16 protein-coding genes are annotated in these 24,376 nt (G+C 45.1%); 7 read left to right on the top strand and 9 right to left on the bottom strand.

Annotated features, from left to right (window positions below; genetic code table 11):
• Positions 1-578 precede the first annotated feature (578 nt).
• The 3 genes from H6F63_RS06485 to H6F63_RS06475 all read right to left on the bottom strand — a co-directional run bounded on the left by H6F63_RS06485 (position 579) and on the right by H6F63_RS06475 (position 4,817).
• The gene (locus tag H6F63_RS06485; protein WP_190635863.1) at positions 579-2,792 is read right to left on the bottom strand and encodes a polysaccharide biosynthesis tyrosine autokinase; all 2,214 of its coding nucleotides are present in this window, start codon (positions 2,790-2,792) and stop codon (positions 579-581) included.
• Positions 2,793-3,319: 527 nt separating this feature from the next.
• Positions 3,320-3,931, bottom strand: coding sequence for a hypothetical protein (locus tag H6F63_RS06480; RefSeq protein ID WP_190442221.1), 612 nt, complete (start codon positions 3,929-3,931; stop codon positions 3,320-3,322).
• 274 nt (positions 3,932-4,205) lie between these two features.
• Positions 4,206-4,817, bottom strand: coding sequence for a thylakoid membrane photosystem I accumulation factor (locus tag H6F63_RS06475; RefSeq protein WP_190635861.1), 612 nt, complete (start codon positions 4,815-4,817; stop codon positions 4,206-4,208).
• A 286-nt stretch (positions 4,818-5,103) separates the two neighbouring features.
• On the opposite strand from H6F63_RS06475, the gene H6F63_RS06470 reads away from it, so the two are divergent.
• The 5 genes from H6F63_RS06470 (at position 5,104) to H6F63_RS06450 (ending at position 11,504) form a co-directional block, all read left to right on the top strand.
• Positions 5,104-5,982, top strand: a complete 879-nt coding sequence (locus tag H6F63_RS06470; protein WP_190635860.1) for a FecR family protein — start codon at positions 5,104-5,106, stop codon at positions 5,980-5,982.
• Positions 5,983-6,021: 39 nt separating this feature from the next.
• On the top strand, positions 6,022-7,791 hold the full coding sequence (locus H6F63_RS06465; RefSeq protein ID WP_190635858.1) for an adenylate/guanylate cyclase domain-containing protein: 1,770 nt from the start codon (positions 6,022-6,024) through the stop codon (positions 7,789-7,791).
• A gap of 458 nt (positions 7,792-8,249) precedes the next feature.
• Positions 8,250-9,584 carry a MurT ligase domain-containing protein gene (locus H6F63_RS06460; RefSeq protein ID WP_190635896.1) on the top strand — a complete coding sequence of 445 codons (1,335 nt, stop codon included), beginning with the start codon at positions 8,250-8,252 and terminating at the stop codon, positions 9,582-9,584.
• 59 nt (positions 9,585-9,643) lie between these two features.
• On the top strand, positions 9,644-10,426 hold the full coding sequence (locus tag H6F63_RS06455; protein WP_190635856.1) for a type 1 glutamine amidotransferase: 783 nt from the start codon (positions 9,644-9,646) through the stop codon (positions 10,424-10,426).
• Positions 10,427-10,595: 169 nt separating this feature from the next.
• Complete coding sequence (locus H6F63_RS06450; RefSeq protein WP_190635853.1) at positions 10,596-11,504, top strand: DUF4351 domain-containing protein; 909 nt, start codon at positions 10,596-10,598, stop codon at positions 11,502-11,504.
• Between the two features lie 77 nt (positions 11,505-11,581).
• On the opposite strand, the gene H6F63_RS06445 is transcribed toward H6F63_RS06450, so the two are convergent.
• The 3 genes from H6F63_RS06445 to H6F63_RS06435 form a co-directional block, all read right to left on the bottom strand.
• Positions 11,582-14,422 (bottom strand): ATP-binding protein, encoded by a 2,841-nt coding sequence (locus H6F63_RS06445; protein WP_190635851.1) that lies wholly within the window; start codon positions 14,420-14,422, stop codon positions 11,582-11,584.
• Positions 14,394-14,993: a hypothetical protein gene (locus H6F63_RS06440; RefSeq protein ID WP_190635849.1), complete on the bottom strand. Its 600-nt coding sequence runs from the start codon at positions 14,991-14,993 to the stop codon at positions 14,394-14,396. Before H6F63_RS06440 ends, H6F63_RS06445 begins: the two co-directional genes overlap by 29 nt.
• Positions 14,994-15,112: 119 nt before the next feature.
• On the bottom strand, positions 15,113-16,876 hold the full coding sequence (locus tag H6F63_RS06435) for a DUF3685 domain-containing protein (RefSeq protein WP_190635847.1): 1,764 nt from the start codon (positions 16,874-16,876) through the stop codon (positions 15,113-15,115).
• Positions 16,877-17,393: 517 nt separating this feature from the next.
• Here H6F63_RS06435 and H6F63_RS06430 point away from each other — a divergent pair.
• Positions 17,394-17,930, top strand: coding sequence for a peptidoglycan-binding domain-containing protein (locus tag H6F63_RS06430; RefSeq protein WP_190635845.1), 537 nt, complete (start codon positions 17,394-17,396; stop codon positions 17,928-17,930).
• A 41-nt stretch (positions 17,931-17,971) separates the two neighbouring features.
• Here the strand turns inward: H6F63_RS06430 and H6F63_RS06425 are convergent, their stop codons facing one another.
• Together H6F63_RS06425 and H6F63_RS06420 are read right to left on the bottom strand one after the other, a co-directional pair.
• Positions 17,972-19,885 (bottom strand): hypothetical protein, encoded by a 1,914-nt coding sequence (locus H6F63_RS06425; protein ID WP_190635843.1) that lies wholly within the window; start codon positions 19,883-19,885, stop codon positions 17,972-17,974.
• Positions 19,886-20,105: 220 nt separating this feature from the next.
• Positions 20,106-20,459, bottom strand: coding sequence for a hypothetical protein (locus tag H6F63_RS06420; protein WP_190635841.1), 354 nt, complete (start codon positions 20,457-20,459; stop codon positions 20,106-20,108).
• On the opposite strand from H6F63_RS06420, the gene H6F63_RS29905 reads away from it, so the two are divergent.
• Entirely contained in the window at positions 20,439-23,675 is a 3,237-nt protein-coding gene (locus H6F63_RS29905) for a pentapeptide repeat-containing protein (protein ID WP_190635839.1), read from the top strand. The genes H6F63_RS06420 and H6F63_RS29905 overlap by 21 nt on opposite strands.
• A gap of 126 nt (positions 23,676-23,801) precedes the next feature.
• Here H6F63_RS29905 and H6F63_RS06410 read toward each other — a convergent pair whose 3' ends face one another.
• A complete protein-coding gene (locus tag H6F63_RS06410; protein ID WP_190442193.1) occupies positions 23,802-24,260 on the bottom strand; it encodes a Fur family transcriptional regulator in 459 nt (152 codons plus the stop codon).
• Between the last annotated feature and the right edge of the window lie 116 nt (positions 24,261-24,376).

Raw genomic sequence — 24,376 nt, 5'->3', positions numbered from 1 at the left:
CACCCTAGCCTAGCCATTCCTAGGCTTATAGGGAGCCTGAAATTATCCTACAATTGAACCCGTTACTACTACTATCAAAAGTAGTAAATTGCAAAATATTCCTTGGCACAGTTGTGGGCTGACTTTATTCCTACATATAACTACTTGACAAGCTCAATTTTGTATAAATTGTACTTGTGTACTTTACAATTAATCTTCCGAGCCAACAGATATAAACTGCTAATGAAGTCTGTATTTACAAAGTGTAATTTGACATACCCTAAATAAAAACACAATTATTTTTTAATCAGGAACATTAAAAAATAATTGTGTTTTTGCTTACCCGCAGTAGCAGCCTGCAAGAGCCAATTTGCCTACTTTCCCTATCAGGAGAGGCTATGTACGTAAGGGCATTGAAGCAACTGTATAACTTAGCTGCCTTCACCGCCAGGAAAGGGGAGCCGCCCCTCTCCTGTAAAAAAAATTTCCACTGCCCCTAGCCTAATAGGGTTAGGATAAGATGATTTCCCATAAGCGTAGAGAACGTTTCTACAACAGTACGCTTAAGGTTCGATCTAGAAGTATCGACGAATGCCGATTTAAAAGCGATCGCTATTTTTGGGAGCCTTAGCTGTCAGCATTTTTGGCGTACTGGCATCTTCCTTGTAGTATGCCTTGGCATGGTGGAAATAACTATCAGGTTCGTTTTCCACAATCACACCATTGACTACCAAACCTAAAACTTTCTGACCTGATTGCACCAAAAATTGCTTACAAGCAGCAGCACTGACAGTATCAACCACGCCTGGCCGGACTACCAATAAAATACCATCAGTCATTTTGCCCACGGCTAGAGCATCCGCTACCAGAACGATTGGAGGCGTATCAAGGATTATAAAATCGTAGTCTTTAGAAAAATTGTCAATTAATGCAGCCATCCGCTTTGAGTCAACAAGAGCCAATGGATTAGGAGGAATCACCCCAGAAGGAAGCACATCGAGGTTATCCATCACTTCTCGCACAGCCATTCCAAACTCAGCTTGATTAACGATGACATCGCTCAGACCAATTGCATTAGTCAAGTCCCAGATGTGATGCTGCATGGGATGGTGCAGATCCGCATCTATTAATAAAACTCGTCTTCCCAGTTGAGCCATAGCCATAGCCAAGTTGGCACAAACCGTAGACTTGCCTTCCTTAGAAACAGAACTTGTCACCGCAATGACTTTCAGCTCTTGATCTGGACTGAGAAACTTCAAGTTTGCCTGAAGCATTCGGTAAGCTTCACTGATAACCGAATGTGGATTATCTCTAACGGGAAGCTGCGGAACAATTCTTTCTAGTTTCTTACTGCGAAAAGTTACTTTTTTCTTCAAAGAAGGAACCATTCCCAGGACGGTATACTTAAATAACTCCCGCACCTCTTTGGCGGTTTTGATAGTTGGATCTTTCAGGTCTACAAGGAAAGCAGTGATTACATAAAGTAGACTGCCTGCCACAATTCCGGCAGCTAGGATTATTATCTTGCGAGTACCTACGGGCTTTTCTGGAACTGTAGCGGCGGCAATTAAACTAGCGTTGCCTACATTTTGATTTTCCGCAATTTGTACCTCTTGAAGATTTTTCAAGAGAATTTGATAGGTTGATTGCGCGGCTTCTACTTGCCGTTGCAAATCCCGCTGGCCCTGTTGCAATCTGGGTAAAATGTTAGCCCTTTGCCTGTATGCCGACTGAGCGCGAGATAGAAAACTGACTTGATTAGCCAAGCCTAACCGTTGCACCTCTGCATTGACTAATTCGGCGGTTAGTTTTTGTTCAAGTTCACCAATTTGTAAATTTTCTCCGGATACTTGTTGGTTACTGCCAACAACCTGACCTACCCGTTCCTGTAGTAAAGCTTTTAATGCTGCTTGTTTACTTTCCAGGTTAATTATTCTGGGATTTTCATCCTGAAGGCGGGTGCGCTCAACTGTCAACTCCCCTTCAATTTTTTGGAGTTCTATCAACACTTGCTGAACTGCGGGAGATTGACTGAGCGAGTTTAGTCTCATAGCCCGCTGTGAATTCAGCCCGATCTTATTTTGGAAGGCGGCGACTCTAGCACTTGCATCTTCAAGTTCAGCCTGAGTCTGAGCTTTTTTGCTGTCTAGCTCTGCGATCGCTTTTACAGCTGAGCTTCCTTCTTCTTCTAAAGCTACAATGTTATTCTGTTCTTTGAAATTACGCAAAGCTGCTTCTGCTTGACGAACATTAGCTTCAGTTTTGGGTAGCTGCTTAGTAATAAATTCGCGAGCCGCCGCTGCTTGAGCGCGGTTATTAAGTATGTTCTTCTCGCGATAAAGGGTCATAACTTTGTTGACTATCTTTGCAGCTTCTTGGGGATCTTTGCTTTTAAAGGATATCTGCAAAACATCGGTTCCTTTGATACCTTTTACCGTCAGCTGTTTTAGGAAATCGATAGTTTTTAGGGGGTCTCCCTTTTTGTCTTTCAGCTTTAGGGAATTTATCGTCTCTTGTATTAGAGGCTCAGAACGGACTATCTCTGCTTCAGTATCGAGAGGGGTATTCAGAACGTTTAGCGGTTCCAACTGCCCGATTTTTGCTCCTGCTTCTGTGACTAAGGCAGAAGTCGTATTTTGCTTCTTAAACAAAAGCCTACCTTCGGCTTCATAGGTGGGCTTTTTTAAGAACGCAAATGCGGTAGCTAGTGAAACTGTAAATACAAAGACGGTGGTGGCGGGTAGCCAACGCCGTTTGAGGATAAGCCAGTATTTTTTAAAATCTATATCTTCTGTGTATTCTCTAGTTTCCATAAGAGGCTCGTGTAGGAGGGTGGTAATAAGGTTGTTATGGAGGCAGGTGTATTAGCCGCCCCCAGAAGCGAGTCCTTGGAGTGTAGACTATTTCCTCGCTTATCAAGAGGCAGCATGTGGCAGTTCTTACTCAGCCGACAATTGTATCCTAACAAGGCTAGTGAAAGTTGGAGCAATTAAAACTGTTAATCAAGTAAAGGATGAGCTTGAAGCTGTATGCAGTAGCATCCCACTGGCAGGTCTAGAGAAGATGGATTAACAAGAGCTGGCTTTTGAAATTTGTTGAGACTGACGGACAATAGCACTATGGAAAAGAGTAAAAATGCGATCGCATTCGGTCAAAGCACCCTATAAGCTTATAGTTTAGAACAGGATTGGGCGCGCGATCGCTATATAATCACCCAGAGAATTGAGTAAAAAATATTTGGGAACATATTTCTGACTTATGTGATCGCTGCACAAATGTTGATATATGTGTAGAAACCGGCTGAAAAATTATTTTTTAGCGAACGGTATTGCCACCATCCTTAACAAATAGGACTATTCCCAGGATTCACTGCATGAATATACTCGCTTCCTGAATGGGGCCACCCCCGTTTATAAGCAGCTTCCTCTGGCTTTCCCCAACCGAGTTGCAAGACAATTTCTAAAAAATCTGACTTCTCCCACTTCCAAAGGCTTGCCCATTCGGTGCCACAAGAAATTCTGTCCACATCTGGTGCCATAATCATCCGGTGGTCTTTGCCGTTATTAACGCTCAGGTACAACTCCATCTCGGCTGTTGCTTCATGCCAAAATAACATTATTGAATTTTTAGCAGCTTTCAGCGTCTCTATATCACTCGGAAGAGCAATTAGCTGAGCATCTACTTCTGGAATTCGTAGAGTCTTGTCCTTGAGTGTTAGCTGTCGCCAGACAATGCCGGAAACGTTGTGTTCCCTCTGATAGCGATGAACTGCGGCTTTAAAGTCTTGATAAGCTGTGAATTTTTGGATGCCCTCCGGCTTGAGAAACTTGTCAATCAATGGGTTAACTCCAGAAGTCTTGGCAGCTAAATTAAGGCGCTGCCCATTGAGACAGGCGCGGCGCTCCGTAGCCAAGATTTTGATTAGCTCCTCGGTGGTGTAGACTTTTGGCATCAGAACACCATCTGGTCGCGGTTACAGATAGTTTAGCGTCGCTTGGCTTGAAATAGGTCAACAAGTCAGTATCAAATTAACGTCAGCTGGGCGGTTAAAACCGCAGCTACACAGACCGGAGGCGAAGCCTATGCGGCTTTGCTCAACCCGCGCAGGCGGAGTTCAAAAGCCTTGATATTCTGATACTCCGCGCAGACGGACGAGAGTTTGTATAGCTGCGAATTCTATTCGCCAGAGCTGAAGTTGACACTAATGCGAGCGGCCCAAAATACAATTATTTGGTTAATTCGGTATTAAACTCATTGAATGTTCGCCGCTTCAGTTCTGCTGATTCGGAACGAGGCAACAAGTCAAACACCTCCCGCAAGACATCATCTACCTTCTCATATTCGACCTTGCCCTTCTCGTTCAGCACAACCTTACCTTTCTGGTTGAGCAACACTGTCTGAGGGACGACACCTTCATAGTAATAGCCGGGTTCGGTAGCTGTAAAGGTGGATTTTTCTGGAATAGCATCTACGTTGATGGGCATAATATCTGCCGCCCGACCATAAAAAGCTTGTAAGCGGTTGACGACGATCGCATACTGCTTGCAATCGCTGCTATCGTCTACGAAGAACACCAACAGCGCAGGTTTTTTCCGGGAGAAAGAGTCTGCCAAAGTCGCTTTCGGCGGCACCAGTGAGCCATTGCCAGCGTAGAGAGCAAAGATATTGCCGTCAAAGTAATCGTCGTTGATGCCTGCTAAGGCTGAGGGGGTTCCCAGCAGCAGCAGCAAACCAAAACAAACAATTAGCCTCAACAAGTAGCGGTCAAAAAGATGCCGCCACGAACGGCGATAAGCTGCCAGAATACCGAATCGAAAATGTAAAAGACGAATATTCATATCAACGTTGCTGTGGAAACTATCATGGTCGCGCCGTCCGTACCATTCAACTGCGGAAACGAAAACGGGCTATTATAATTTACTGCATTCAGGGTAAAAAGATATTTTGATTAAATGCTTGTGCTATTTAAACCTATGATCTCCGCAGCTAAATCTAAAACGGAACTTATTGGGGATATAATATCTAGTCTAAACAATAATATTTTTGCATAAATTCCCCACTAAAAGGCGATAAATAATATAGCTACATAGCCAAATTATTTTGGATTTAATAATCTTCTGCCCTATGAAATTGCACCCAGCTAGAACTTTCCGACTGTTAGCATTGGTATTAACGGGTATTTTATTAGTAGCCTTACCCTTGCTGGCTAAGGATCTTCAATTGCCTTCGAGCCGCTTTGTGGAAGTGAGGCAGATTCGCGGGAAAGTAACTTACCAAGGAAGACAGGCAAAAGTAGGCGATCGCTTGACAACATCTGGGCAGCAAATTGCTACGGGAGCAAACTCTAGCGCTGTTTTAGCTGTAGACACTGCGATCGCTACTATTAATGTTTCAGAAAATTCCATTTTACAAGTTAAAAATCTTTCTCTGGCTGCCAAGGGCGGCAGGGTGACTGTCCTGGGGGTGCCTAAAGGGCAGGCAAGGATACAAGCACGAACCTTAAAAAACCCTAATTCGCGCTTGGAAATTAGCTCTCCATCTGGTGTTGCTGGCGTTCGCGGCACCGTGTTTGGCGTTGCGGTTGATCCCAAAGGGAAAACAGGAATTTCTACGCTTGAAGGTGCCGTAGCCACCACAGCTAAAGGGCAAACTGTGATAATAAATGGTGGTTACTCTTCTGTTGTTTTTCCTGGTTCACCGCCAACCTCACCCCGGTTGACGAAGGATAAATTAAAATACAAATTGGAAAGTTTGTCAGCAATCAACAATAACCAAATCCGGTTGATTTGTATAGTCGATCCGCTAAATGTGGCATTTCTTAATAACCGTCCCATAGAGATAAATCAAAAAGGTAAAATTGATGCAATACTTCCTGCGCCAGCCAATTCTAATTTGCGGCTAGTGATTCGTAGCCCCTTGGGAGAGGAGAAATATTATAACTTAAGTGCAAAACTTCGGGAATCAGGAGTCAATAGTGAGTATTCCTTGGCTAATGGCTTTTGAAGAATTAGCACTTAGCAACTGGCTAATGATTAATAACTAATGACTATTAAAATTTCGGTGTTAAATTCTTTATTGCCAGGAGTTATTGCTGGTGTAATTTCCGTGACAATGTGGCAACTGGAGGGATGGAAACCGCTAGAAAATCTGGGGTACAATACACTGTTTCAAATTCGCGATAGGGGAATTTTGCTATCGCCAAAGTGGGATGAACGGGTGGCGGTAATTGCAATTGATGAAACCAGTTTGCGGGAGTATGGGCGATTTCCCTGGAAACGCGATCGCTATGCACACCTATTGCAAGCGTTATCAGCATCTCCACCAGCTGTAATTGGTTTTGATATTCTATTTGCTGAAGAAAGTTCAGAGGATAACCAATTTGCTGACGCTATGTTTGCTAAGGGAAATGTAGTTTTGGCGAGGGTTTGGGATGACAAGGGTAAACCTTTACCAATCGTACCAAATTTAGTAGAAGCTGCTGCTGCACAAGGGCATATTTTACACAAACCTGATACAGATGGTATCAGCCGTCAGGCGACGCTATTTGTGCGTGAAATTCCATCGCTAGGGGTGGCAATGCTGCAAGTTTATAATAACAATAGCGCAATACCCGTAAGCGATCGCTCTGTTGAATTTCAGCCTGTCTTGCTTAATTGGGCCCAAAAAACCCAATCTTTACCAACTTATTCGTTTGTGGATGTTGTGGCTGGGAGATTTCCTAAAAATGCTTTTGCAGGTAAGTTGGTTTTAGTTGGTATCACCGCTACAGCTTCCGACCCCCTGCTGACACCTTTAAATCAAAATCCTCCGACTGCTGGAGTCTATATTCATGCAGCTGTAATCGATAATTTGCTGAATAACAGGCTGCTTTCTACTGTACCCAAGTGGGGAACGGTGCTGTTGTTGCTGTTGGTTGGCCCTGTTTCCAGTTGGTTATTTTCCACCCAAGGGTCAAAAGGAAGAATTGCGATCGCATTTTTATTATTGATAGTTTGGTATGCAACTGCACTATTATTATTCACCTTCGCTAATGTCTGGATTTCCATCGCCGCGCCAATTGGGACAATGGTGTTATCAGGGGTGATTTTACAATTGCGAGAACAGCAGGAAAAGCAACAGCTAATGAGTCTGTTTGAGAAATATATGGCTCCGGAGACTGCTAGTTTAATTTGGCAGCGGAAAACTGAAATTTTTCATAAAGGTGAGTTAAAAGCTCAAGAAATGGTAGCAACGGTTTTATTTATGGATATTCGGGGTTTCACTACCATTTCGGAGAAACTAACACCCCGCGAGTTGCTAATTTGGCTAAACGAGTATTTGGATGCAATGAGCGATTGCATTATGAACAACGGCGGCGTTATAGATAAATATATTGGGGATGCAATTATGGCAGTTTTTGGTATTCCCTTTCCTCACACGAAGCCGGAAGAAATTCAGCAAGATGCTTTGAATGCGATCGCTGCTAGTTTAGCCATGCACGAACGGCTGCAACAGCTTAACAAACACCTGCTGGCTCAAAAAAAGCCAAAAATTGAATTTGGCATTGGCATTCACACTGGTCTAATTATCGCTGGTAGTGTGGGCGGTTCTCGACGTTTAAATTACTCAGTGCTGGGAGATACTGTTAATATTGCTGCCCGACTAGAGGCGATGAACAAGGATGTCAAAGAAGGCAATCCGTATCGCCTGTTAGTTACTGGCGAAACTTATGGATATGTGCGCGATCGCTATTACGCCCGACCCGTCAAAAACCTTCAATTGAGAGGTCGAGAACGAGAGACTTTGATTTGTGCAATTCTGGGCAAAAAATAAGCGATCGCGCATATATTATGCCCACAGGCTTTAGTCGTCAGGCGTTTTTAAAAAAGGTAAAATGTATCACTCGTTACTATACGGCTTCTCGCTTCGTCCTCTTAGTTCAATAATGAAAATATTTTTATAAAAAATATTGCAGCGTAGTTCTTCCTTGTCAAGATAAATTATATCCGGAAAAACCAAGATAAGTCTAGGGGTTTAAAAAAGAAATTCTCATAAAAATGGGTGAAAAACACTTAAATTTAAAAGCGACGAAGAGCGATTTTTAGCTAGACTTTACCGAAGAAATCTTGCGACTACGGAATCCAAACACAGAAGCTTTTTCTGGAAAATAAGTGGATGTAGGCTCTTGTTAAGGTAAAATGCTGACGAGCCAACAACAGCTCAGTAAATAAGCAGTAAAGACGCTTGTAGAAACGTGATAAATCGCGTCTTGGTAGGAGTGTGGTGTGAGGATATCATTTTTCGATAGATTTCGGCTAGGCGTGGCGGTGGCGGTGGCGAAGACGGTAACGGCGCTGGTGCGATCGCTGCGGCTGGGGGCTGCTAGTGTATTACCTGGGGAAATTGCCCGTCGCCTGCATCCGAATCTGTTGCAGCTGCTGTCTCGTCAGGTGAAACACGGGGTTATTTTCATTGCAGGGACGAATGGGAAGACGACGACATCGCTGCTGTTGCGAACGATGCTGGAACGTCAGGGATGGCGAATTGCCCACAATGCTGCTGGTGCTAATCTGGTAAATGGATTAATGACAGCACTGTTGGCAAACACTAACTTAATCGGTCAGTTGAGCGCTGATTATGCGATTTTGGAGGTGGATGAAAATATTCTGCCCAAGGTTCTGCCTTCTATTCAACCGAAATTTATTTTATGTTTAAATCTGTTTCGGGATCAGCTGGATAGGTACGGTGAAGTTGATACGATAAGCCAGCGTTGGAAAGAGGCGATCGCGCAACTTCCAAAAGAAACTGTGGTAATCTTAAATGGTGATGACCCGACGTTATCTTATTTGGGTCAGCAGTTGCCGCAACGGGTTTTATCTTTTGGGCTTAGCGAACCAGAAGCCTATCTTGACGAAATTCCTCACGCGGTAGATTCTATTTATTGTCCTCGGTGCGGTCATTCTCTCGATTATCAGGGTGTCTACTTATCTCATCAAGGCGATTTTCACTGTCCCAGTTGTGGTTTTGAGAAAAGCAAGCTGGCAATTGACAGCCGAAAATGGCCTCAGATTTTAATCGGCATTTACAACAAATATAATACGCTGGCGGCTGTATTAGCAGCTCAAGAAATTGGGGTTGATGCAGATACTCTTCTAGATACAATTAAAAACTTCCACGCAGCTTTTGGACGGTCTGAGGAATTAGAAGTCGCGGGGAAAAAGGTGCGGATTTTGTTATCAAAAAATCCCGTGGCGTTGAATGAAACTATTCGCGCAGTTAATCAGCAAAGAAGTAATGGTGGTTCCTCTACAACACTAATGGTCTTGAACGATCGCACGCCCGACGGTACAGATGTATCGTGGATTTGGGATGTGGATACGGAAAAGTTGGTGGAGAAGGGGGGAACTGTGGTGGTGAGTGGCGATCGCGTCTATGATATGGCGCTGCGTATCCGCTATAGTCAAGCTGAGGGAAATGTCTGCAAGTTGATTGTAAAGGAAGATTTGCAGGATGCGATCGCTACAGCTTTAGAACACACTCCGACAGGGGAAACTTTGCACATTTTACCTACTTATTCGGCGATGTTGGAAGTGCGCGGGATTTTGACTGGGCGGCAGATTTTGTGATTTTAAAAACCGCTCTAGGCGCAGAGGACGCAGAGAAAAAGAAGGAATAGAGGGAGTAGATGGAATTAACTATTGGTTGGCTTTATCCGTCGTTGATGAGTACCTATGGCGATCGCGGCAATGTGATATGCTTGCGCCAACGCGCCGAATGGCGGGGAATTCGGGTGAATGTGTTGTCTTTGGCGCAGGATACGCCGCCAGAAGAATTTCACAAGGTGGATGTGTTGGTTGGTGGCGGCGCACAAGACCGACAGCAAGAAATCGTGATGCGCGATTTGCGGGGGGCGAAGGCGGAGGCTATCCGCGAGAAGATTGAAGCTGGGACACCAGGGGTGTTTACTTGTGGCTCGCCGCAGTTGTTGGGACACTTCTATGAACCAGCGTTAGGTCAGCGGATTGAGGGATTGGGTTTGTTGGATATGGAAAGTAAGCATCCCGGCCCAGACGCGCATCGCTGTATCGGTAATGTGGTTTTTGAGGTGACGGCGACACGGTTGGCGCAGGATTTGCAAAAGATGCTGGGCGCTGCGCCAGTAATAATTGGTTTTGAAAATCACGGCGGTAGAACTTATCTGGGGAATGTGGAACCGTTGGGACGTGTGGTTAGCGGTTACGGTAACAATGGGGAAGATGGGACGGAAGGGGCGTTTTATCGGAATGCGATCGCTACCTACTCTCACGGCCCGCTTTTACCTAAAAATCCCTTCATCGCTGATTGGTTGATTCAGACAGCATTATTAGAAAAGTATCAAACCCCAGTGTCTTTGGAACCGTTGGATGATACTTTAGCAACGCAGGCACGAGAAGCCATGTTTAAAAAATTAACTGCGATCAAAAAATAAATAATTGCTAATGGTTAATGGGGTTTTCTTACCATTAGCAATTAGTAAGAGTAGGTTGGGAGTGTGCAATAGCGAAACCCAACAAATACTTATGTTATGCTGGTTGAGCTGCCTCAACTACAATAATTTTTAATGGTTTTTTATTACGATTAGCCATTAGCTTCATTTGATGATAGACCATGATCGCTTATTCAAAGAATTAATTTCTACCTTTTTCTGGGAATTTATCGAATTATTCTTCCCCGAAGTCTCTGCATACTTAGAACGAGAACCCATCACCTTTTTGCCGCAGGAAATATTTACAGATGTGACATCAGGCGATCGCCGCGAAGTCGATTTAGTGGCAAAATGCCACTTTAGGGGTAAAGAGTCATGTTTTCTCATTCATGTCAAGAACCAATCTCAATCACAAACAGATTTTAGCGAACGGATGTTTTTTTACTTCGCTCGTTTGTATGAAAAACATCGCTTACCTGTGTACCCAGTCGTAATATTTTCTTTCGATTACCCTCTGGAGGAGCAGCCAAATTTTCATCGAGTCGAGTTTCCTGACAAAGTAGTGTTAGATTTTAACCATGCTGTCATCCAGCTAAATCGACTCAACTGGCGAGATTTTTTGCAGCAACCTAACCCAGTAGCCGCTGCATTAATGTCTAAGATGCGAATCGCCCGAAAAGATAGAATTAGAGTCAAGTTAGAATGTCTGCGTTTGCTGGCGACACTGCGTTTAGATCCCGCAAGGATGCAGTTGATTTCTGGGTTTGTGGACACCTATCTGCGGCTGAATGCAGAGGAAGAACGGCAGTTTCAAGCCGAGATTGTTAGGATTGAACCAGTCGAACGGGAGGAAGTTATGGAAATTGTCACAAGTTGGATGGAGCAAGGAATCGAGCAAGGAATTGAGCGGGGAAAACAGGAACTTGTCTTGCGTCTGCTGACTCGTCGGTTTGGTACACTTGATCCGGAATTTCAACAACAGATTTCTCAGTTACCAGTGGCACAATTAGAAAATTTGGCAGAGGCTTTACTGGATTTTTCAACTGTCGATGATTTGCGTAATTGGTTGAGTAATAATTAGGCGAATGGCAAGACAGAAGAAGGCTAATCCCTAATAGTAATAAAAAATAATTAGCAATTAGTTGTTTTGCCTTTTACCTATGAACTTCGTCTGGCAAGTTGCGCGATCGCATCCACTAACTTAGATGGCTCAACAGGCTTAGGGATATGCCTCTGAAAGCCAGCTGCCATAGCAAAAGTGCGATCGTGATCGCGATCGCTGGCGTAAGCCGTCAGGGCCACAGCAGGAATTTCACCCCCAGCGTGGGAGTCGCGCATCCTGATTTTACGAATTAGAGCATAACCATCCTCTTCCGGCATCCCAATGTCGCTCACCAAGACATCTGGCTGCGAATCTTCTAGTGTCTGGAAGGCTGCGCTCGCTGATTCCACTGCCGTCACTTCGGCTCCCCACTCCTCTAGCGCTACCTTAATAACCTCGCGAGTGTCCGCCTCGTCATCCACAAGCAGCACCCGCAAACCGAGGAGGGAGATTGAGGATTGGTGATTGGTGATTGGGGTAGGGCGTGAGTCTTTCTGCGTCCCTAATCCCCTATCGATGAGTGGCAATATCACCGTGAAAGTCGATCCTTTGCCTTCGCCGAGGCTGCTGGCGCGAACGGTTCCACCGTGCAATTCCACCAAGTGGCGGACAATAGCAAGACCTAAACCTAGTCCGCCGTGCGATCTTGTAATTGAACTATCGGCTTGGCGGAACCGCTCAAAAACGTAGGGTAAAAAGTCAGGGCTAATACCTTTCCCCGTGTCGCTAACTGTGATTTGAGCATAGTTGTTCATTGGCGTTGGAAGGCTGTTAGAACCTGACAACTCTTCCCTGACAACTGACAACCGAATCTCCACCTTCCCGCCTTCAGGGGTGAACTTAATCGCATTAGAGAGTAGATTCCAGATTATTTGCTGTAAGCGATCACTATTGCCCAACACTGCACCCACCGAGGGATCGAGTAGACTCTCAAGCCGAACCGATTTGGACTCAGCAGGGGGACGCACGGTATCAAGCGCCAGATTAATCAGTGGTATCAGTTCAATCGGGCGAATATTCAGGCTAAACTTACCCCGAATAATTCGCGAGACATCCAGAATATCGTCAATCAGTTGCGCCTGAGATTTAGCATTGCGTTCGATAGTTTCCAAAGCCTTAGCCGTGGTTACTTCGTCAAACTTGCGCGAACGGAGCAATTTAGCCCAACCCAGCATTGAGTTAAGCGGCGTGCGGAGTTCATGGGAAACCGTTGCCAGGAAATCGTCCTTCATGCGGTTCGCCGCCTCTGCGTCGGCGCGTGCAGCTTGTTCGCGGAAGAGCAAATCATCCTTGATGTGGTTAGCAGCTTCCAGTTGCGCCGTGCGTTCGATGACTCGCTGTTCTAGTTCGCCGTTCATGGTGCGGATTTTTTCTTCCGCCTGCTTGCGGTCTGTAATGTTGCGACTTACAACTAAAGCGGATGCGATCGCGCCTTCCTTATTTAACTCTGGCACCACACGCGATTGAAAAGTGCAGAGTCCGTTTACCGTCTCAGTCTCGAATTCAATCGCTTGTTCTTCACCTGTTTCAAAGACTTTTCGCAGCGTTTTCTCCCACAATTGCGACAACTCTTCCGGCGAGCCTAGTTCCGGGGGAGACTTGCCGATGAATGCGTTTGATGGCATTCCACTTATCCGCTCCACTGCTGGATTCACGTAAACATAACGCATTTCCCTATCTAAACGCATAATCGCATCCGGCGCATTTTCCAGCAGTGCTTTGAATTCCTGCTGGCGACGGTAAAGCTCCTCCTGTGCTTGCTGGCGCTCTACGATTTCATTTTCCAGCTTTCCGTTAGTTTCTAACAGTTGCCGGGTACGTTTTTGAACCCGTTGTTCTAAAGTTTCGTTAGCTTGTTTGATTTCTTGAAATTTTTCTTGGAGTGCGATCGCCATAAACTTGAAGTTGTGAACTAGAGAACTTATCTCCGCCACTTGGCTGTTGGGCCAATTAATTGCTTCTCGCTCCCAGAGTCGATTTGGCAAGTCAGTAGTCACCCCTGCCAATTGCAACAATGGGCTGACTAATCCGCGACTTAGAAAAACCGCCAGGATCAGCGCCACTATCGCAATTAATATCATGAGCGCTAGAGCAATAATATAAATGCTCTCCAGGTAATTTACTTGTTTGGCGGCGGGTATTTCTACCACCAAAGTCCACGGAATATTCCCGCCAATGGGAATCTCTTCGACGTAAAAAGAGTTTCTCCGCTGCATTATAGGAGGTAAGTTTTCTTTAGGTGGTAGCCACTGATATATAGCGCCATTAATTTCCTTTATCTCTCCACCTCTCCTGCGGTCGAAGCGTTCCATTACCACTCGTTCCGACTGAGTGCTGGCAATAATAAAACCTCTAGTATCAACTAGAGTAACTTGTATATCCTGAGCAATAATATTGTTTTTGAGCAATTGGCTGATGTCTGGTAAATCCAGCGAAGCAAACGCAATCCCACGAAAGCGATTTTCTTCAAGCACGGGTACGCCTAAATCAATCTGAGGAATCAACAAGTCACTATTAGCATAAACTTCGCTCATTACAGGTTGCACAGCTTTTTTTATGGCGTTAAAGATGTAATTATCGCTGACATTTACGCCAATCTTTAAAGGTTTCTCCTTATCTGTGATTGGGGAAGCAGCAATGATGCTACCTGCCTCATTAACCAAATATATGTTGTTAAAATTTGGAGATGTTTGCTGTAGAATTTCTGTATTTTCCTGCAATCGGTCTGAAGGTGCTATATCCGACTTAGCAGCGAACTTTGCTAAAGCGCTAAGTGCATTCAGATTTTCCTTGTGCCAAAATATCAATTCAGCAGCTACCTGTTGAGAAGTTGCTGTCAGTTCAGCTTGAATTATATGGGTTCTGTTGTTAATTACGCGCTGGTTTTCCAAAACCATCAGCGAAATTGTTGAAAAAAAAAACAAACGCTACTAATAAATTTAATAAAATCTGCCTCAGGGAAAGAGCCTGTTTTACTTTACGGCTTTTTACCCATTTATGAATTGGCAAGCAGGTAATAATTAGGCTGGAGACTAAAGCATTAAAAATGCCGTTTACAGCCTGCTTTAACATAATTAAACTGGTTGGTATGGCAGGCATATCCATAATGGTGCCGTAGAATATCCATACTAAAGGCATTCCAATCAACGCCCAATAAATCCCATCCAGTAGAACCATATTCTGGTTCTTGCGCCGCAACAGCAAGCCTACAAATAAAGCTTCGCCGGTAGCAATAATTGCTCCATAAGGATGATTCCAAAATAAAATTGTGTAAGTTCCAGCAATGATAGCGGCTATAGTACCCCACAGGGTTCCGAACAGACGCACCACAATCAAAACGGCAATGCTACCAAATAGAAAATCTACTCCAAAAAAGAGTGGTAGGCTGAAATAATTACCTACGTAACCTGCTGTTAGCAAAATTACCAGTGGCAGGACGGATTTTTTAAAAAAGGGAAATAGTGGCATCTCCCGCAACTTATTTACTCAACATCGTTACAGTTTACAGCGCCTATTTTTCTGTGAAGCACACCAAAAGGAGGAATTACCTGCTTGTGGCATTTAACTTTACATTGTTTAAGCTATTCCTACTTTTGTTTTTGACTATTTTTTCCAAAGCGGGTTTCCTGCAAAGTAGTACCGATCCCTTGGATAACACCGCGACCTACTAAACCAATGGCTCGCCCAATTACTTGTGTTAAAATATAGACTACGCCGCTGCCTAAAAAAGCAACGGTTGCTCGGATACGAGGCGCGATCGCATCCCGTGTTTCTAGCAGCAGCGTAACTGCTAGTTGCAAGCCTGTTAGTTGTTCTAACTCAAATGCGCGAGGCGCATAAATAGAGATTTTTCTGATGCCGACACCACTCAAAGTCAATAAAATATATCGGCTTTCAAAAATTGCTTTTGGCTCCTCAATATAAATTTCTCGACGATACTTCCAACTCAACTCATTACGAAAACGGGCAATTTCCCGCGATGAAATCAAGCGACGGGTATAAAAACCTTGTTTAATCGCTTCCACCTCGGCAAAATAATTTAGAAGTGGTTGCACTACACTATTTGCAATTTGAATTACTAAATTTTCTAAAATAAATTCTATATGTTGCCTTGCTTCTGGTGTTCCATAGGGATAAACAGCATTCTCGATTGTAAGTGGAGTCTGAAACAGTAGATGCGTAATCATCTCCACCAGGAAAGGAATTTTATCCAAAATAGATGTTTGAACAATTAGTACATCTCGCAGCAAAGTATTAACAATGTCTACTTCTAAATTGCCAATTTGCAGCGTGTAATATTTGCCAAAGAAATCAGTAGTAGACTGCTGCCACAGATCGCATAAAATAAGAGAACGCTTTTGCGCGATCGCTTCCGGCGGCACCTGAGACAAGCGCAGTTCATCTAAGACATCCTGCAATTTATCCAGAATCAGATAAAGCAATTCCCGTTTTTTCTCATCTCGCAGGATATCAATTTCCAAGGGAGCGCCAGTCAAGTTCTGCACGCCATACTGGATCTTGCTTAAAGTAGCGCTGAGTGCTGAAGGCTGAGGACTGAGTGCTGAGGGCTGGGGATTCACAGGCGGGACATCTGTGCTACGGGCTGGGACGGGGGTGAAAAAAAGATTCTCCTTGGTCTTCCTAGTCGCCTCTGGACTTCCTACCACTGGCAATAGCTGATTCACTAGCCAACGCGATGCTCGCAGTTCTCGCAGCCTTCCGGTTAAAATGAACCAGTCTAGATTGGAAAGATTGGGATTTTGGATTTCGGCTGCTACTTGAGCGATCGCTTCCTCAATTTGCCCTAGTCCAGACTGCCGCATTTGCAGCAACAATAATGAACGATTTTTCTGTGTGACACCTGAACCCCTTACAGACAGGATATTTTGCGTCTGTACAAGTTCTGACCAATATGCTTCGCCAGAGGCTACCTGACACAAAGCTTGTGCTATTACCGAGATTTCGGTTCCTTTGAGGCAATAGCCATCCACACCTGTAGCTTTTGCTGCTGCAAGCTGGGCTGGTTCCTGAACCCAAGTCAGGAGAAATACTGGCAAGTTGGGATACTGCGTCTTTAATTCCCCACACAGCTGCAACCCAGGCAACCGATCCGACCCAGAGGAACCTAAACCTAGTTCTAACACTACCAAGTCCGGGGCGTTTTCTGTCCCAGTGCTACTGACGAGCGTCTCCAAGGCGGCTGCGTCAGAATCTGATTGGGCGACGACTTGCAGGGCGGGAAACGGCTCTAGCGCCATCCGTAGACCAAGCCGGAAGATTGGGTCATTATCGATCAAGATCAGTTTAAACGGGCGAGCCGCTCGTTGGGCATCCAGTTGGCGATCGCTCATCAAAAACCTCCTTATTCACGCCGCAATCCCCTGCTATAACAGATTACTCATTTACAGGGAGAATCGGCTAAAGTGCTAAGCGGCTCGAGGCAAATCAGTATAAATTTACCGGGAATACCCGAAACTAGGTTTCTGTCCGAGAATTTTCCTAATTTAAACATGATTCCTATATTTAAGGGAAATTTATCTCCATTTATTAAAAGAATTGTTGTTTATACCTAAATTATTCAAATAATATTCAATCGTGCTTTTTCTACAACATCATCTAGTAAATAAATGTTGTTCAAAGCTGATAACCTTGATGGAGTCTTGGTTTGAGCTAAGAGCGGTAGCACATAAAAAAAGCAGAAAGCGTAAATTTATTCTCCTAACGTATATCTATGGTTATATTTGTTCTCAGTGTAATTTATAACTTGAGAGCCACGTTTAAATGCAATATTTTTCGTAATCTGGAATACATATAGAAAGCCGAAACCGAATTTATTCCGTTGTATTCTCTCAAGGAGATATTCAGATTATGGCAATCAAAATTGTCAAATCAAGTCTCATGGCACTGGGTATTTTTTCTGCCATTTCTCTATCACCGCTATTATTTAACGGTGGACGTGCAAATGCTCAGACACGTTACCCGGAGATAAATCCAGGGATGATGAATGAGGCTCCAACTGATATTAATCCTAGTAATAATGAAAGACCAATGGAGTTGAATCGAAATTCAACTCCTTATGCTCAAAATCCAATAGATCCAACTGGGCGAAATGAGGGGCCAACTGCGCCTATTGAAAGTGCTACACCCGGCATATCTAGTCCCATCACAGGTTACATTCCTCAGACAGCTCCACTGCTGAGCTATGGTAGCCGAGGAGCAACAGTTATAGAAGTTCAAAGTGTACTGACACAACAAGGACTCTATAACGGCCCAATTGATGGCATCTATGGGCCAGAGACACAAGCCGCCGTCAAAGTCTTTCAGGAATCAGTAAACATAACTCCTGATGGCGTGATGGGACGTGGGACATGGGACGCTATGATCAAGAGATTGCAGCAGGGTTAAGCTGTACAAAATATCCATCTTCAGGGCAAAGATGGATATTTTCAGTTATTATCCTGGGATTGGGAATCACTTTCAGAAAAGTCTTCTGTTGGTGAAGCCGCAGCCTCAGCAGCCCTTCGTCTTGCCTCCCAAATCGCATTTCGTTCCGCATCCCAGCGAGCGATCGCGCCTTGAGCTTCCCTATACAGCGCCCTACCGTAACGAATCTCAGAAGCCTTATTAATCGCACCAGTCAACCGCCCTTCAGCCGCCAGAGCAACCGCCGCGTCAAGAATAGGCATATCTTCAGTAGTTTGAATTTGTGTCACCCATTCAGTCAGCGCCGCCTGTGCTTCTGGATATAAAGCCCGTCCGGGGCTAATTTTTTGGGCAGCTTCAACAGCAGCTTTGAGATTTCCCTGAGTTGCTAAACCCTTTGCCAAATCCAAGATCGGCTGATCTTCCATCGTTTGGACTTTTTTATTCCATTGAGCGATGTAGGTTTGTGCTTCTATCCGCAAAGGCTGACCCTGTTTAATTTTACTCGCCTCGGTAACAGCAGCCTTTAAACTTTCCAGTGTTCCTGGCGTCGCCAGTTGTGTAGCGCTCAACAAAGCCGTTCTGTCTTCAATCTGTTGAATTTGCTTGCGCCAATGAGCAATTAAAGTTTGGGCTTGTAAGCGTCCGGGACGCTGAGGCGCGATCGCAGAAGCTTGGTTAATTGCCAGTTGGAACGCCAACGGTTGATCGAAATTGGCTATGGTTTCGGCATAGTGCATATGGACGCGATCTTGCAAATTATTAGCCCAAGTTTTGGCTGTATCTTTTGCATTCTGATAAAGGGGACTTTTTGGCGAAATCTCGCGCACACCCGCTTTCGCTTCTAAAAAGCTGAAAATATTATCTTGTTGGGCAATGACATAAGAGCGACCGAGTTTAATCCAATCTTGAGCTTCTGTATAAACTGAAGCATCAGAGGGAACCAGCTTGGCAGCAGTTAACGCGCCGTCATAATCTTCTTCCTGAAAACGTTCGGCTGCAATTTTGATCAATTCCTGACTCCAGAGATTTCTATCAGCTTGCGCCTTGGGTTTGACGTAGCTTTTAGAGTCTACTTTTCCCGCCAAAGCGATCGCTTGTGCCAGATTCTCACTCGTCTTTCTATCGGCAAAATTTCGCGCCTCTTCCAACTGCTGCCAAGCGTCTCTTTCTAAGGACATCCGATCGACGTGTCGCTCGATTATTTCGTCATCCCAGTAAGGGCTATTTAACGCAGATAGATTTTGTATTAGCTGGGAAGCCTCAAACCATTTTTGCTCTTTTAAAGCAACATGGAATTTTTTACTAATTTCCTCGCCCCGCCGCCATTCCAGTTGCCATTGTTGCATCCTCTCTTTCACCTGGGGATGAAAAGGACTTGCAGAAGGAATCTTGCGGGCAATAGCGATCGCTCCGGCTAAATCTCCCTCGTCAAATTTTGCCTGGGCAAACCCTAAAATTGATTTCGACCACTCCTCCATCATCCCGCGCGCTTGAGAGTAGAGCGAGTGATCCGGCGGTAAAGTTTGAACAAACGTTATTGCTTCGAGCAACTTATCTAACTTACCAGTCTCGGCCGCCTGCTGAGCGCAAAACAGCCGATCGGTTTCCGGAGCTATAGGCGAGATATTTTTGCAGTTAGCCTGCGGCGGTATCGTTGCCAGCCAAAAGAACGCCCCTGCTACCGTCCCTCCCAAACCTAACAACAAAGTCAACCAAAACAACCACAAACGCGATAAGCCGCCACGTTTTTTAGGCGGTGCCATAGAGGTTTGGATAACCTCAACATTAGATTCAATTTCTGGAGAATCGTCATCCTTAACGCTCGTGGCAGATGCTTTGGCATTCGGGACAACTCTGATCACCAGTTTACGCCCTTGCCCAGAGCGCAACCTATTAGCTGCTCGTACTTGAAATTCTTGTAACTGTCTTCTCACAACCACTACCCTTGAGTCCTGTCCTTATTCTGCGTTCTGCAACAAAAAGCGATGCCAACTTTATCTGGATTTAAATCGTCGCTACTGTAAAAGGTCTAAGACTGATAATAAAAGTTTTGAGATTGTACAGCCTAAGCCTTTATGCTGGAATTTAGGATTAGAGCCACAGATTTTTCGCTTGAATGCCTCTCCCCCGCTTGAAGCCGTCTGTAATTTCAATTTAACGAATGTCCTTCCTGAACCCTTTTACCCCCTCTCCCCCTAAAACAGGAAAAAGGCGATCCTCCCAACCTCCCAGCAATAAAATTTCTTTAACTTTCCCTCGCTGGCGAACCAGGTGGAGGGCGTGGGGGGCGGCAAAAAGCTTTGAGAAGGATTCTTCATTTTTGCCTTTTGCCTGTCTTGCCTCATCAGGGCCGTTTTTACTTATGCCTTCCTCCAACTTTCTCCCGACAAAACTTTTACTCAAGCGATCGCTGCTGTGGCGATCGCTGCTGCCCTTTAACATAACTAAGAAGAGGCATATTGATTTATTTCCTTTGATAGAGGTGCCATGAGCCTGAGCATTCGGCATTGGCTGGCGGAGCGCCAGATTGAACTGGCGACCTTGAGGCACCCCGGCACGCAAATCGCCGGAATTGCCTTTCGCATTGCACAGGACATGGAAGTTAAGAGCCTGACACCTTTTGATATCAGCGCCTTGGCAGAAGTCCTAGAACTGCCCCTGAGAACCGCGAGTCTAGTGGCAGGAGTAGTCTCCCAGCTGAGTGTTGGGTTGCTGCACATTCTAAGTCAGAAAAAGCCCCTCAAGCGCAACGAAGGCACCTGGCTCACCTTCCAAATTGCCTATATCAATGCTTTACAAGGAATTTTAGAGCAAGAATCTTTACTTAGAAGGCCGTGGCTATCCCGTGCCGGGATACCAGGAGGATCGGAAGACTTGTATGGGCAGGTGTGGGATTCACCCCTGGCTGATGTCCATTTGCAAGCTTTTCTAAAAACCCTGCGCCCCGGACGCTTGAGCGATACTCAGGCAGAACAAGCCCTCTTGCAAATTGGCAACTCGTTTCTAGTGCAGCAGATGAACAGCACCTGCATCGCCTGGTTGATCGCCAATGGTGCCGAGGAAACAGAAGCTAAACTAATTACCCAACGCTTGGCTAATGGACTGCCTGGTTATCTGCTGGAAGCGATCGCCCAAAATGCTCTCCCCTTGGCACAACTACAAAAGTTTGTCCAGTTGGGAAGTTTAGTAACTGGTTATGATAACATCCCAGTTTCAGGAAGCAACGATCAGAGTTCTCGGTTCTCAACAACTCTTAATTCTGAGGAACCGGAATTAAATTTCCCCCCTCAATCCTTTCCTCTCAACCGACACCGGGAAAGCTATCGGGCGGCGCTACTCCAATCTCTCTCAAATCCGTTACTGGCAGAACCCTTTTCTTTAAAAGATTTATACGTGCCGCTAAAAGGCAAGGAGATATTAGTTACAACTAAGCCGCCTTTGGGGAAGGCTGCGATCACTAATGACGCTTCGCCACCAGTTGATTTAATGGAGTGGGTGACGCTGCAACTGGAGGATAAGAAAACTATTACCGTGATCGAAGCCGATCCGGGTATGGGCAAAACCAGTTTCTGCCAGATATTCGCAACATACGTTGCCCAGCAACTCTATCCCAAGTGGATGCCAGTGTTAATCCGCCTCAAGGATGCCACTTTGGGGAAAACTCTAGAAGAAACATTGAATTCCGCCTTCCCCTTGGGCAGATTCCAAGATGCAGATGGTTGGTTTTCAGTGCTGCATCCTCCCTGCTTGTTGATTCTGGATGGCTTGGATGAATTGCCCCGCTCAGATCGCACAGGATATCATTTCGCTGCCTTCCTGAACCAGGTAACTTCATTTCAGGCGCGATCGCTCTCCTTAACCAAAGGTACTCCTCGCCACAAAATTATTCTCACCAGTCGCCGGGGAATCGGGGAATGGGGTAGGGGAAGCGAAGAAATTCCTTACTCTCTATTCCCATTGATGCGGCGAATAACCATCCAGCCGCTAGAACAAGATGAATTTCGCCAGTGGTTCAAGAATTGGGCGAAACTACAATCAAAAGCGATCGCACAGGGATATTTTTCTTTTTTAAAACAAAGAAGTGCCTTTACTCCAACTCCAGAAAGAACTCCAGGCGGTGCTAGTTCAGTAGCTAACACCCTTGTCGGACAGCCTTTAATGCTTTATCTGATGGGTGTTTTACATCGAGACGGTTTGCTTGACGACAGCATTTTTCATCGGGCATTATCCGAGGTCAAATTTGAAATTTACGACCGGATTTATTGTTGGCTGTTAGCATACCCGGATGCTGGCAGTACCACGATACCTTTTGTAGTAAAGGAAGGTCTAGCCCATGCCTACCGCAGCACGGATGCGATCGCTAATCTCTTAGCCAACCGTCGCCCCGAAGACGTGCGCCAAGTAATGCAAGTTACAGCACTTTCGATTGTGCAAACCTCTAAAAATAAGGTGACGAAATCAGCGCTAAAGTCGAAGCACTTAGAAGACAACTTACCAATATTTTTCTTCCAAATCCCCAATTCCCAATCTCAAATCCCCAGCATTGAGTTCTCTCATCCCAACCTGGGAGAATACCTCTGTGTAGAAGAAATTGCCCTCCAGTTGCAAGCCCTCACCGATCAATTTCAAGATACCTACGGTGAAGTCAACTTTACAATCAAATCCTCGCTTGCTGTAGCCCAGCATCTTTACCAATTACTAGGTTATGGCTTGTTGTCATTTGAAATAGAAGAAATGGTGGTTGAGCGGCTGCGGCGACAGCAAGAACGCAAAGAAGTACACTTTAGTTTTGGTACGCTGTTTAAACGCCTTTATCGCTTCTATCGCGCTTACTGTCGGGGTCGCTGGTTGGATGAAGGAATTGCCCATCAGGTTTATGCCCAGTTCCAAGCACTGCACAACCCCCTAAAAGTGCTGCAAATCGATGCTGCGGTTGGGGTGAATGTATTTTTGTTGCTGTGCGCGATCGCCCGCCAAAGTCGAATGCCCTTTTTGCCTTGCGGCGATCCCAACCAGCCTCTGGATTTTGACCCCGACGCCTTGCTGAGTTTCATCGGTCGCACCGCTGTCCTGTCTCCTACAGCTTTCTGGGAACGGGCGCGACACAACCTTTTGCAAGTGCAACTTACTGCTGCCTACTTAAATCATGCCTGGTTTGCAGATGCTAACTTGCAACAAGCAAATTTGTCCTGGGCTGATTTAACTGGAACAAATTTAGCAGCTGCGAACCTTCAGCAAGCGAATTTATCTTGGGCTAACTTGACAGGAGCTAACTTATCAGGAGCTAACCTATCAGGAGCTAAGCTAGAAGGGGCTGATTTGTCAGGTGCTAACCTGCTAAAAACTAATCTTACCCAAGCGAATGTTAACCATGCTTGTCTGTTTGAAGCTTTACTAGATGACCAAAACCATCACTATGCCAGGAAAAATGGAGCAATATTTTCCTTAGAGGAGTTTCAGGCATACCGTCAAAGTTTAGCTTACTTCCCATCGATGGGCAGCAATCAAACTAAAGTGGAAACAGAATCTACAGCTTTTCCGATAGAGAGTGCCGAAGGAGAACCGTTCTTGCCTGATGATCAGGAGAGCGAAGAAGATGAGACAGTAGTAGCAGACACTTACGGGCTGGAGGGATCGACTCTGCCAAAGGAAGATCCTACAGACGCAGATTACGAGTACCATGATGAGACAGCGATCGCAGAAAATCCTCTGAATCGCAACTAGGTACTCACAGCGTTGGGAATGGTTGAGCTACTGCAAAACCCAACTTTTGCTTCATCCTGTTGGGTAAGGTGCCTCAACTATTCCCTACCAAGAGTTTAGTATTGAGTTGAAAATAATTACAAATGACTATACAGGCTGCGAGTCTGATTCCTTACCTTTGTACCCGTAGAAGTTAATACAATAGTCAGTAATCCGAACCCCTGTCTGTTGTTCAATTTCTTTAAGCACGGATTCCGGTAGTTCCACGTAAACATCTAAAATCTGATTGGTATCCAAACAGTTTACATGGCTGTGAGCATCGCTGATATTACCGTACAAGCGACCATCTGCACGCTCAATACACTCAATAATGCCTTGGGCCGATAGCGCCTCTAAATTTTGATACACAGACGTATGACCGATATCCTTGCCTTCCTGATTTAAGCGGTCATAGATTTCTCTCGCCGAAAGGTGTTCTTTTGCTTGCCAGAGCAATTCCAGAACGAAGCGGCGTTGACGGCTGACGCGCATACCCAGCGTCTGACACCGATTTAAGGCATCCTCCAAGGAGCGTATAGGTTTGACAGGTGCCGCTTCTTTTTGCATACTTTGGACTTTTACACTTTTATCTGCTAAGACAAACTCATTTCAACTTTAACCTAGTTTTTCTGTGAATGTCCAGTGTTTATAAGTTGAGGGAAAGTAAAGCACCCTATACGATA

Origin of the sequence: Trichocoleus sp. FACHB-40 (assembly GCF_014695915.1) — a bacterium.
Classification (GTDB): domain Bacteria; phylum Cyanobacteriota; class Cyanobacteriia; order Cyanobacteriales; family FACHB-T130; genus Funiculus; species Funiculus sociatus.
The sequence above is the reverse complement of the archived record's forward strand: the minus strand, read 5'-3'. Positions and strand labels throughout refer to the sequence as shown.